This window comes from Nocardia sp. NPDC059228, from assembly GCF_042754245.1.
Taxonomy (GTDB): domain Bacteria; phylum Actinomycetota; class Actinomycetes; order Mycobacteriales; family Mycobacteriaceae; genus Nocardia.
On sequence record NZ_JBHZAL010000027.1, the window covers coordinates 25,942 to 37,901 of the forward strand.

At 68.8% G+C, this 11,960-nt stretch carries 9 protein-coding genes; 4 read left to right on the top strand and 5 right to left on the bottom strand.

All coding sequences use genetic code 11. The features are described 5' to 3' along the window. Positions 1–26: 26 nt before the first annotated feature. The 4 genes from ACFXKA_RS31350 to ACFXKA_RS31365 are packed head-to-tail and all read right to left on the bottom strand — an operon-like array spanning position 27 to position 2,915. Positions 27–1,316: an NAD(P)/FAD-dependent oxidoreductase gene (locus ACFXKA_RS31350; protein ID WP_379430051.1), complete on the bottom strand. Its 1,290-nt coding sequence runs from the start codon at positions 1,314–1,316 to the stop codon at positions 27–29. Further along, a complete protein-coding gene (locus ACFXKA_RS31355) occupies positions 1,313–1,495 on the bottom strand; it encodes a rubredoxin (RefSeq protein WP_379430052.1) in 183 nt (60 codons plus the stop codon). Before ACFXKA_RS31355 ends, ACFXKA_RS31350 begins: the two co-directional genes overlap by 4 nt. After that, on the bottom strand, positions 1,492–1,677 hold the full coding sequence (locus ACFXKA_RS31360) for a rubredoxin (protein WP_379430053.1): 186 nt from the start codon (positions 1,675–1,677) through the stop codon (positions 1,492–1,494). Before ACFXKA_RS31360 ends, ACFXKA_RS31355 begins: the two co-directional genes overlap by 4 nt. Further along, entirely contained in the window at positions 1,677–2,915 is a 1,239-nt protein-coding gene (locus ACFXKA_RS31365; RefSeq protein ID WP_379430054.1) for an alkane 1-monooxygenase, read from the bottom strand. Before ACFXKA_RS31365 ends, ACFXKA_RS31360 begins: the two co-directional genes overlap by 1 nt. Positions 2,916–3,023: 108 nt before the next feature. Between ACFXKA_RS31365 and ACFXKA_RS31370 the strand changes: the two genes are divergently transcribed. Beyond that, positions 3,024–3,632: a TetR family transcriptional regulator gene (locus ACFXKA_RS31370; protein ID WP_354849888.1), complete on the top strand. Its 609-nt coding sequence runs from the start codon at positions 3,024–3,026 to the stop codon at positions 3,630–3,632. Between the two features lie 46 nt (positions 3,633–3,678). Here ACFXKA_RS31370 and ACFXKA_RS31375 read toward each other — a convergent pair whose 3' ends face one another. After that, a complete protein-coding gene (locus ACFXKA_RS31375) occupies positions 3,679–5,628 on the bottom strand; it encodes a GMC family oxidoreductase (protein ID WP_379430055.1) in 1,950 nt (649 codons plus the stop codon). Positions 5,629–5,976: 348 nt separating this feature from the next. Between ACFXKA_RS31375 and ACFXKA_RS31380 the strand changes: the two genes are divergently transcribed. From ACFXKA_RS31380 to ACFXKA_RS31390, 3 genes are all read left to right on the top strand, one after another. Further along, positions 5,977–6,642: a respiratory nitrate reductase subunit gamma gene (locus ACFXKA_RS31380; RefSeq protein WP_379430056.1), complete on the top strand. Its 666-nt coding sequence runs from the start codon at positions 5,977–5,979 to the stop codon at positions 6,640–6,642. 103 nt (positions 6,643–6,745) lie between these two features. Beyond that, positions 6,746–11,041: a TIR domain-containing protein gene (locus ACFXKA_RS31385; protein ID WP_379430057.1), complete on the top strand. Its 4,296-nt coding sequence runs from the start codon at positions 6,746–6,748 to the stop codon at positions 11,039–11,041. Continuing rightward, positions 11,038–11,919 (top strand): DUF4231 domain-containing protein, encoded by an 882-nt coding sequence (locus ACFXKA_RS31390; protein ID WP_379430058.1) that lies wholly within the window; start codon positions 11,038–11,040, stop codon positions 11,917–11,919. The genes ACFXKA_RS31385 and ACFXKA_RS31390 overlap by 4 nt, the downstream gene beginning before the upstream one ends. Positions 11,920–11,960 lie beyond the last annotated feature (41 nt).

Here is an 11,960-nt window from a genome sequence, read left to right on the forward strand (position 1 = left end):
GTTAGCTCAACTGCGGGCGCATGCCCTCATGACTGTCCGGACAGTGCGACCGCCTCGGCCAGCGGCCGGGTTTCGTCCACGCAGGCACCGGGATCCAGCACCGCGCCCCGCCCGATCAGGTCCTTTGCCGCCCGGAACTCCGCCGGCCGGGCAATGGCGACCGCACCGGCCGCGCGGCCCTCGCGCAGAGCGAGCACCGTCGCGTCCCCCGCCTCGACCCGGCCTCGCACCACCAGCTCGTCACCAGCGTGGATCACACCCGCGAACTGCACGTTCCGGCCATATTGCATCGACCAGCCCCAGGGGACCTCAGCAGCCGCGGCGGGCAATCCCAGCATCGATCGGGCCGCCGCCGCGCCCTGGGACTGGGCGCTGTTCCAATGCTCCTCGCGTCGATACCCGCCCGACACGGGATCGAATCGGGCCACCGCGTCACCGGCCGCATAGACCCCGGGCGCGGATGTCCGATAGTGCTCGTCCACCCGAATCCCGTCATCCACCGCCAGTCCGGCGGCTTCGGCGAGCCGAGTGTCCGGGACAGATCCGATCGCGACCAGCATCGCGGCCGCCGTCCAGGTGCTGTCATCGGCGGCCACGGCGACCACCTCCGCACCGTCCTGGGCGAGATGCGTCAGCCGGACGTCGGTGTGGATCGCAACCCCGTTGTCCGCGTGCAACTTCCGGAGATAATCGCCGATCGCCCGTGGCGCGACGCGCTCCAGCGGCACGGCCGCCGCGTCCAGCACCGTGACCTCCGCACCGAGCCCCCGTGCGGTTGCCGCGACCTCGCAGCCGATCAGCCCGGCCCCGACGATCAGCAGCGATCCGCCCTGTGCGATCGCCTCCCGCAAGACCTCCGCATCCGCCCGGCCGCGCAGCGTGTGGATCCGCTCGCCCGTGTCGGGACGCCGTCCCCCGATCTCGACACCCCTGCGGTCGAGATCGGGGCGGACCGGCGTGGCGGCCATCGACAATGCGCGCGGCCGGGCTCCGGTGGCCAGGAGGAGGGTGTCGTAGCCGATCGCCGTGCCGTCGGCCAGCCACACCAGCGCCGGGCCCGGGTCGACGGATTCGACCGTGGTGCCGGGGCGCAGGTCGATCCGGTGGGTGTGCCAGAAGTCCATGGGCTGCAACAGGGTCCGGCGGTCCTCGACGGTTCCGGCGAGGAGTTCCTTCGACACCATGGGACGGCGGTACGGGTGGCCGGGTTCCGCGCCGAGCAGCACGATCTCACCGGTGTACCCCTCGGTGCGCAGGGTGCGGGCGGCGGTGGCACCCGCGACGCCCGCGCCCACGATGACGATGCGGCCGCTCACGCGCGGCTGACCTCGACCATCTCGAAATCGCTCTTGGCAGCGCCGCAATCCGGGCAGGACCAGTCGTCGGGGATGTCGTCCCAGCGGGTGCCGGCGGCGATGCCGTCCTCGGGCCAGCCCAGGGCCTCGTCGTATTCGAAGCCGCACTGCAGGCAGCGGAAGAGTCTGTAGTCGCTCATGAGTGGTGTCCTGTCGAGGTGGAAGTGGGTTCGAAATCGATCTTTTCGCGCACCCCGCAGTCGGGGCAGCACCAGTCGTCGGGAACCGCGGACCAGGGTGTGCCGGCCGGGAAGCCTTCCCGCGGCGCGCCTTTCGCCTCGTCGTAGACGTAATCGCAGACCGGGCAACGGTAGGACGACATCACGCCACCCCGTACTTCGCCAGCACGCGCGCACGCTTGCGGGGCTGGATGTTCACCTTGGTGATGTCGCCCGAATAGTGCTCGAGCACCCGGTGATCCATCACCCGCCGCCACAGTGGCGGGAAGTAAGCCAGCGAGATCATGCTGGCGTAGCCACTGGGCAGGTTCGGCGCCCCGTCCATACTGCGCAGCGTCTGGTAGCGGCGGGTGGGGTTCGCGTGATGATCGCTGTGCCGCTGCAGGTGGTACAGGAAGATATTCGTGACGATGTGGTCGGAGTTCCAGCTGTGCTCCGGGGTGCACCGCTCGTAGCGGCCGCTGGCGGTCTTCTGCCGCATGAGGCCGTAGTGCTCGAGGTAGTTGACGGTCTCGAGCAGGGTGAAACCGTAGATCGCCTGGATCACCAGCCAGGGCAGCACCGCCGGGCCGAAGACCGCGGCCAGCACGCCCCACAGCACCACCGACATCAGCCAGGCATTGAGCACGTCGTTGCGAATCGTCCACGGACGCTTACCCAGTCGCTCCAGTCGCTTGGCCTCCAACTCCCACGACGAGCGCAGGCTGCCCCATACGCTGCGCGGCAGGAAGGACCAGAAGGTCTCGGCGAAGCGGGCGCTGGCCGGATCCTCGGGCGTGGCGACCCGCACGTGATGGCCGCGGTTGTGCTCGATGTAGAAGTGGCCGTAGAAGGTCTGGGCGAGCGTGATCTTCGACAGCCAGCGCTCCAATTCGTCCTTCTTGTGGCCGAGTTCGTGCGCGGTGTTGATGCCGACGCCGCCCATGACACCCATGCTCAGCGCCAGGCCGATCTTGGAGACCCCGCCGAGGCCGCCGTCGATGCCCAGCCAGGACAGGTCGCTCGCGGTCCACAGGTAGCAGGCGACGGCCAGGCTCAGCAGCTGGAAGGGAATGTAGGTGTAGACGCAGTACCGGTAGTACTTGTCGTTCTCCAGGTACTCCATCACCTCGTCGGGCGGGTTCTGGCCGTCCGGGCCGAAGAAGCGGTCCAGCACCGGCAGCAGCCCGTAGACCAGCAGCGGACCGATCCACCACCAGACCGGGGCGACGACCGACCAGCCGAGCTCGTTGAACGCCCACACCAGCACCATCGCCATGAACAGGGCGGTCGGGGGTACGAGACCGAACAACCACAGATACCGCTTGCGGTCACGCCACTGCGGGCGGGCCGAAGCCTCCGGCTCCCGGCCGCGCTCAACTCGAGAACGAGACGTCGTCATTGCCGTACTCCTTGCGTTTACACTTTCCGAAGATCTGTATTCATTAGATACACTGTGATCCAATCTGTCAACGACGGGACGAAAGTTGAGCTCATGTACCATCAGGACGTGGTTGAAGCGCCGAACTTCCAGACAGAGATGCGGCAGTTGCTGCGTGAGCGGATCATCGACGCGGGCCGGCGGATAGTCATCACCGAGGGCTGGGGCGCGGTGAACATGTCGCGGCTGGCCAAGGAGGTCGGTGTGAGCCGGCCGGTGCTCTACAAGGAATTCGCCAACAAGCACGAGCTGGCCGAAGTGGTGATCCAGCAGGAGGTCGACGTCTTCCTGGTCGGCATCGCCGAGAGCCTGGCCGCGCATCCCGCGGACGTCGCGGCCGGCATGACGCAGGCGGTGGACTACACGCTGCGGACGGGCGCCGACAACACCCTGCTCAAGGCGGTACTGGCCGGACGGTCGGAGACCGATACCGCCCTGCTGCCGGTGCTGATGACCGAGACCGAGCCGGTCCTGGGCCGCGCGATCACCGCGGTCTCGGGCGCGCTGCGCACCCAGTACGGGCTCGACGATATGAGCGATGCCGAGCTGACCTCGATGTCGGAGGTCTTGGTCCGGCTCGCCCTGAGCCATCTGTTCCAGCCGACAGGCCCGATCGACCGGGCCGTCGGCCAGATCCATCGGGTGATCGTCGGCGCCTTCGGCGCGGCGCTGGAATAGCCTGCCGCGCAGGCAGATCGGGAAATCTCGCCACGTCGGGACGACATCAGGTCAGGCGCGCGGCGAGCCTGGTGGCGTTCATGTGGGCGATGGCCTCGATGCTGACCATCGGGTTCACGCCGGAGGCGGTCGGGAAGCAGGAGCCGTCGGCCACCACGATATTCGGGACGTCCCAGGTGACACCGTCGGGATTGGTGGCCGAATCCGCGGGTGAGCCGCCCATGCGGGCCGAGCCCATGATGTGCAGCGCGCCCATCGAGCACCGGCCCGGCGCGTACCCGGCCGCGGCGGCCTGCGCGGCGAACTCCTCGTGCGAACCGCTCGCGCCGGGCTCGTAGCCGACGCCGGCCTGATGGCCGGAGAAGATCCGCTCCGCCCCGGCCGCCTCCAGAATGCGTGCGGCATTGACGATTCCGGTGTGCATGTGGGCGGCGTCGCGGGCGGAGATGCGGTAGCGCACCACCGCCTCACCCCGGCGGTCGGTCTCGACCGTGCCGTGGTCGCGGTCGCGGGTGATCACGCCGACGGCGACGGTATTGGCGAGCTTCAGCATGCGGTCGCGATGGGTGACCGCGCCGGTCCAGGCCTGGAAGCCGACCGACATGCCCGGGGTCATGGGTCCGGTCTCATAGATGACGCCGTAGCCGTTCCCGTCGAGGTCACGGTCCTGCTTGGAGTACCGGGTCTGCATGCCGCCCTCCCAGGGACGGATATCCTCGGCGAAGATCCCGAAAACCGCTGTGGCCGGGTGCAATCGGAGGAAGTCGCCGATACTGCGGTTGCCCAGGCCGGAACGGCGCAGCAGGGCGGGAGTCTGGATGGCCCCGGCGGCGACCACCACCGCACGGGCCCGCACCCAGACCGAACGACCCTCGGCCGTCACGGCTTCCACGCCGGTGGCGCTGCCATTGGCGACCACGATGCGCCGCACATCGGTGCCCACGAACAGGCGCGCGCCCGCCGCGGCCGCGTCCGCCAGCCAGGTCTTGACGACCGACTGCTTCGCGCCGATCCGGCAGCCGAAACCGCAACGCCCGCATTCGGTTCCGGCATCGCAGTGGGTGACATTGCGGGGCAGCGGCTCGACGTGCCAGTCCAGCTTGCGCAGGCCGCGCTCGAGAATCTCGTCGCGGTGCGAGGCGGATGAGTGATCGAGGTTCACCCCGAGACGCGACACCACGGCCTCGAGGGCGTCGGTGTACTCTTGCTCGGCGAACTGCCGTGCGCCCAGCCGGGCCCATTCCGCGCGGACATCGTCCGGGGTGCGGAAGGAGGTGGTCCAGTTGACCACCGTGCCGCCGCCCAACGCGGTCCCGGCTACCAGCCCGAGCTGACCTTCGGCGGTGGCGGCCGGGCCCGGGGCGTACAGCTTCAGCAAGCCTTCCTTCTCGCCGATGCCGAAATCCGGATCGTCGTAGTACTCACCGCGTTCCAGCACCACCACGTCGAGCCCGGCCCGGGCCAGCACCGCCGCGGCCGTGCCACCGCCCGCACCCGACCCGATCACCACCACATCGCACCCGACGGTGGTGTCGGCATCCGGACGCTGCGGGCTGAGCCCGCGCTGCGCGCCCTCGACGGGTCCGAAGGCGGGCGGAATACCGATCCGATCCCACACCGGATTGATCCCGGTGGGTCCGGGCGTCAAGTAATAGGAGGTGACCGCCGCCCCCTTCAATGCCTGGAACAGCGCTCGCTTCTGTTCGAGCCGCGAATTGGCCATCCCCAGCAACCAGCGTTCCCGTTCTTCGGCGCTCAGCCGCGAGAACTTCCGCCAGCCCGCGCCGTTGAGCAACCCGAACAGCCGTGAATCCCATACGCGCATCAGCAGTTCGAACTGCCGCCGTTCCGCGTCCCGAGGATTGCGCCCGAGTAGTTCGGTGACGGTGTCGACCACCCCCAGCTCGGAGGCCGCCGGCAGATCACCCCCGTCCCCCGGCGCGAAGCTGTCACACACCATTCCGAGTACGGCACGCCGGGCCGCGTCTGAAGCCATGCCGCCATCATGCGCCACACCCCCGCGGCTGTCCCGGCAAATGCGGCACACCGCCCTCACTTGTCTCGCCGGAATCCGGAGGAACTGCGGCAGGTACGGAATCGGGTGCGAATTCCCGTGCGCCTCGAGGGTGGCCGACTGCTGTGGTCGGATTTCAGCCACGTCCGGGATTTCACCTTCACCGACCATCGACCGGTTCGGTACCCGCACATGATGTCTCATCTCTGGCAGTAGTGGGGGCCGAGGCGGTCCGCCGGGATGGCACGATTCGACACTTCTCTGCAGGCGTCGGGCGTGCGAAAGTTGCTCGGCGAGTAGTGCGGATACCGATCTCCGTGAGGTGAGGGCATGATGATCGCGTTGTGGGTGGCGCTGCCTTACGCCGCCATGCTGTCGTGCGCGGTCGGGCATGTCTGGCGGTATCGGCGCGATGGGTTCCGCGGGTATCTGTATGGGCCGCACATCGATCGAGCGCAGCGGGCCGGGATCGCGGCGGTGCGCGCTGGCTTCCCGATCGTGTTCCTGGTGCGGGTGGTGGAAATGCTTGCGTCGGGGCCGCATTCGCGACCCGGCCACGGTATCCAGCTGGTGCTGGCGGCCATTCAGATCGTGGCCGTGCCGGTGACCATCGCGGGGGTGGCGCTCATCCTGATACCGCCGCTGATCGACGCCGATGTCCGGCAGCGGGTGACCCCGGTGGACCGCATCACGCTGCCGCTGCTGGCGGCGGCCCTCATATCGGCCGTGCTGGTGACCTTCGACGGCGGGTCCACCGACGGCCGATACCGCACCGCCGAAACGCTTTTCACCTGGGCGCGCTCGCTGATCGCCCTGCATCCGGAACCGGCGGTCATGGACCACGCCCCGATCCTGTACCAGGCGCGCGGACTCATCGTGGTGCTGATCATCGCGGTCTGGCCCTACACCCGCCTGGCCGGCATCCTCACCGTCCCCGTGGTGCGCGTCGTCCGCCAGGTCGCCGTCGCCCCCTACCGGTCCGCGCCGTCGGTCTGATCCTCCCGGAACCGCGATTACCGGGAGGTTGCTTCCATTCCCCGAGTAATTCGAGTAATGCGGTACTCAGAACGCGGCCACCGGAGTTGGCAACACTCGGGCAATGGCGCGCATTTTCCTCAGCCATTCCAGCCCGGACAACCGGCAGGCTATCGCGCTGAAGGCCTGGCTCGTCGAGCAGGACCCGGCTCTGGTCGACGAGATCTTCCTCGACCTGGATCCCGACACGGGTATCGCGCCCGGGGTCCGCTGGAAGGATGCCCTGGTCCGGGCCACTTCCCGGTGCGAGGCCGTGATCTGCCTGATCTCGGAAACATGGGATTCGTCGGCGGAATGCCGCACCGAGGTCCGGACCGCGGAGAACCTCAACAAGCGAATTTTCGCCGTGCGTCTGGAACCGTTCGCGAGCCGCGAATCCACCCGGGAGTGGCAGCAGAGCGATCTGTTCGGCCCCGGCCCCATGACAGCGATCCCGGTGCCCGGGGGTCCGCCCGTCGAATTCGCGAGCGAGGGCCTGCGGCGGCTGCGCCGCGGATTGCGCGAAGCGGGTATCGGAGCCGAATACTTCGAGTGGCCGCCACCGAATGATCCCGGGCGCGCGCCCTATCGCGGATGGGAGCCGTTCGAAGCGATCGACGCGGCCGTGTACTTAGGCCGGGACGCCCAGATCGTGCGCGGCCTGGACATGCTGCGCGGCATGCGGGCCGCCCGCGTCGAGAACCTGTTCGTCATCCTCGGCCCGTCGGGCGCCGGCAAGTCGTCGTTCCTGCGGGCCGGACTACTCCCCCGGCTACGCCGGGACAGCCGGCATTTTCTGGTGCTCGACATCGTCCGGCCCGAACGCGCCGCGGTGACGGGCCCGATCGGCCTGGCCGCAGCACTGTTCGAGGTGCGGCAACGGCTGGGGCTCACCCAACCCACCCTCGGTGCGATCAAGGCAGCGTGCGGGTCCGATCCGAGGCAGGTCACCACCTGGCTGCGGGAGGCACAGGCGGCCGCGACGGACGCCGTGCCCGATTCGAGCGACTCCAAGCCGCCGACCCTCGTGCTCCCGGTGGATCAGGCCGAGGAACTGTTCGGCGGCGAGGCCGGACCCGAGGCCGGGTTGTTCCAGTCGATTCTCGCCCGGCTCGTCGCCGACGGCCTGGATCTCATTGCCGCACTGACCATTCGGGCCGACCGCTACGAACCGCTGCAGACCTCGCCCGCGCTGGCGGCCGTGAAGAGCATGGTGTTCGACGAGTTGCGTCCCCTGCAGCCCGCGCGGTTCGCCGAGGTCGTCCAGGGCCCGGCGGAGCGCGCGACCGCGGCCGGCAATCCGCTCGTGGTGCGCGAGGATCTCGTGGAACGGCTGCTCGCCGACTGCGCGGACAGCGCGAACCCCCTGCCGCTGCTGTCCCTGACACTGTGGCGGCTGTACCTCGACTACGCCGCCGCCGGAGAACTGACCGTCGCCGACTACCAGGCGATGGGCGGGATGGCGCACGTGGTCGAGTCGGAGATCGATTCGATTCTCACCCAGGACGACTCGATGCGGCCGCGGCAACTGGCCGAGTTGCGCGCCGCCTTCGTGCCCTGGCTGGCCACCATCGCCCCGGACCACGACCAGCCGCTGCGCCGCATCGCCCGCCTGAGCGACCTGCCCGCCACCAGCCGCCCGCTCATCGCCGCGTTCGTCGACCACCGGCTGGTGGTCCAGGACGAACGCGGCGGCGAGACCACCGTCGAGGTGGCGCTGGAAAGCCTGCTCAGCGAATGGCCCGCGCTCGCCCAATGGCTGCGCGAGGAGGCCACCGATCTGCGCACCGCCGACGGCCTCGACCGCGCCGCCGCCGAATGGGAGAACAGTGGACGCGACGACGCCTGGCTGATGGCGGGCGCCCGCCTTCACGAGGCCGAAAAGGTCGCCGCGACACCGAATTTCGCCGATCGACTGGCCTCCGCGCGTGAGTTCCTCACCGCCTCCCGGCAGCGACAGGATGCCGAGACCGCAGCCGAACAGCGCCGCCACGACAAGGAACTGAACGACGCGCGCGACTACGCCGCCGGACTACGCCGCCGGTCACACATCCTGCGGGCGGTGCTGGCGCTCACCGTCATCGCGGCCCTGGTCGCCGGATTCTTCACCGTCCGAGCGACATTGGCGCAGCACGAGGCCGATCAGCGGCTCCACGAAGCGACCGCACTGCGCCTGGTCTCCGAGGGGCAGGCCATGCTCGCCGGGGCCCGGCCCGGCGGCGACACGCGAGCCATCCAGCAGATCCTCGCGGCGCGCCAGATCGGCTCGCGGCCCGACGACGGCGCGGTCCTCGACGCGCTGTCGGTCACGCCCGACGAGGTGAAGATATTCGATACGCCCACACATGATGACGTCACAGCCTTCGCCGTCAGCCCCGACGGACGCCATGCGGCGGCCGCGAGCGCGGGAACCATACAGCTGAGAGAGGGCGTCACCGGACAGGCCACGGGGGCACCGTTCACCGCTCACAACAAGAGTGCCGTCAATGGTCTCGCATACAGCTCGGACGGCACCCGGCTCGCCTCTGCGGACAATGACGGAACGGTACAGGTGTGGGATGCGCAGAGCGGTGCGCACGTCGCCGGCCCCTTCAACACCGGACACGGGGCCGTCTTGTCGGTGGCGTTCAGCGCGGATGGGCGACGCCTGGCCGCAGGCATGTTCCCCGGCGCGATCCAGATATGGGATGTCGTTGCCGGACAACAGCTTCGCCAGTGGAACGCCGACATAGCTTTCCAGCTCGCCTTCCTGCCCGATGGAAACCGCCTCGTCGCCACCGCGGATTCCGGATTGCGACTCTGGGACACCGAATCCGGCGTGGCGATCGCGGAGACCCCGGACCAGGTACACAACACGGCATTCGCCGTCGCGGTCGCTCCGGGCGGAGGCATGGTCGTGTCCGGCGGCTACGACAAGCTTGTGCACTTCTGGGACGCGACAACCCTGCAGCCGGCAGGGTCTGCTCTCAGCGGACACGACAGTACCGTCAGCGCCGTCGCATTCAGCGCGGACGGGCGCGTTGTGTCCGGCAGCTCGGACGGCACGATCCGGCTCTGGGATGTGGTATCCCGGCAGCCCATCGGCAACCCGCTGATCGGGCATCACAGCGCCGTCAAAGGAGTTGGATTCAATCCTGGCGGACGCGAAGTCCTCTCGGGCGGCGATGACACCGTGCGGGTATGGAACGCCGACGCCGCCGGTTCAGGCACGGTGATCGCCGCGGACGACACCTCGATCCTGTCGGTCCACTACAGCGCGGACGGTACCCGTCTGGTGTCCGCCGGCGCCCGGAAGGATCCCACGACGAGTGCGCCCGGCGTCATTCGGATCTGGGATGCCGCGACCGGAACCGTCGTCTCCAGCATCCGGACGGACCCGTGGATACCGGCCAATGCCATGTTCAGTCCCGATGGCTCGCGCATTATCGCCCTCGAGACGGGTTACAAGATGCCGGCCGATCGAATCGCCACATCCATCGACGATTCGACCATCTCCTTCCGGGTCGCGACGTTCGACACGAAAGACGGTGCACCCGCGGCCGCCTGGGATATCGAGGCACAACCGGCGGTGGTCACCTCGGTGCTGAGCCCGGACGGAACGAGCCTGGCCACGGTCGGCGGAGTGACACCGAAGAACTTTCTGACCGACGGTTTCCGGGTCTACGACCCGGCGTCGCCCACGCTCGGCATCGACCACAGCGTGATCCTGTGGGATTCGAGCTCCGGGCACCGCATCGGCGCCCCGATCGACGAACATTCGGTCGTCACCGCGGTAGCGTTCAGCCCGGACGGCCGACGCATTGTCACCAACGGTCGCTTCGCCAAACTCGAAGTCTGGGATGCGGACTCCCATCGTCAGGTCGGTGAGCCGCTCTCCGACACCGACATCTCGACCTTCCTCGCGTTCAGTCCCGATGGCCGCCGATTCGCCTCGGCAAGTGCCGACTCCATCCGGCTGTTCGATGTCGACTCCCGGAAGCTGATCAGTGATTCGATGCGAGCTCCCCTGAATGACATCCATGCGGTCTCGTTCAGTGCTGATGGCCGATACCTGATCGCAGGGGCCGGTAAGTCCGTTCGGATCTGGGATACGGAATCGGGCCTCCCCGTCGGCAAACCGATGGTCGGCCCCGCAGACGACATCCGAGCGTTGGCCGTCAGTCCCGACGACCGCCAGATCGCGACCATCGGATCACCCCTCGGAGACGGCCGACGCGCACCCATCCGTCTCTGGCCCGGTCCCGCCGTCTGGCCGGACCGGTTGTGCGACAAGCTCAGCGCGAACATGAGCCACAAGGAGTGGAACGAATGGGTGTCACCGAGCATCCCCTACCGCAAGGCCTGCCAGAACCTGCCGGTCGCACCGGACGCGGGCACATGAGCACGAACGACGAGGTCGTCGCCGAACTGTGGTCCGAACGACTGCGCTGGTCACAGACCGCCGGGCGGCTGAAGCACCGCCTCGATCGGGCGCGGATCACCGCGTTCGCGGCCGGCACCCTCGGAGCGTTGTGCACGACCACCACCGCGACCGTGCTGCATTCCGGCGGCCCGGTACGAACCTGCGCCGCGGCCCTCGGCGCGGTGTGCCTGGCCCTCGCCGCCTTCGTCGGCATCCAGTTCCTCACCCCCGATACCGTCCGGGCATGGACGCGGGCGCGCGCGACCTCGGAGGGCATCAAGCGGCTGATCTATGAATTCCGCGCCGGCGCCGTGATCGGCATCGACGTCCTGCGTCACAAGGCCGCCGAAATCGTCACCGCCGCGACGGATCTGCTGCCCTACGTCGACTCCGACCCGACGCCGGGGATCCCGCCGCCCGCCGCCATGACGCCGGAAACATATGTCCGGCAACGGATTCGGGGTCAAATCGACGACTACTACCGGCCGATGGCCCGCCGGTACACGCAGCGCACGGCGCGCTGGCGCCGGTTCGCGATAGCCCTGGGCATGGCGACCGCGCTGATCGCGGCCGCCGCCGCCATCACCCCGGGCACCGGCCCCACCGCCCTGGCGCCCTGGGTCGCGGTCCTCACCACGGCCACCGCCAATATCGCCGCCTACGTGACCGCCCAGCGCTACGACTACCTGGCCATGACCTACCTGGCCGCCGCCCACCACCTCCAGAGCCTCGCCGACAACCGCGCCACGAGCGTGATCACCGACTGGCCCGCCTTCGTCGCCGCGTGCGAATCCGTCATCGCCACCGAGAACACCGCCTGGATGGCCAAGTGGTCCGAACAGGACAGCGCCCGTTGAGAATCGGCCCGCGCGGACGGTGCGATCGTCCCGGCCCGCGG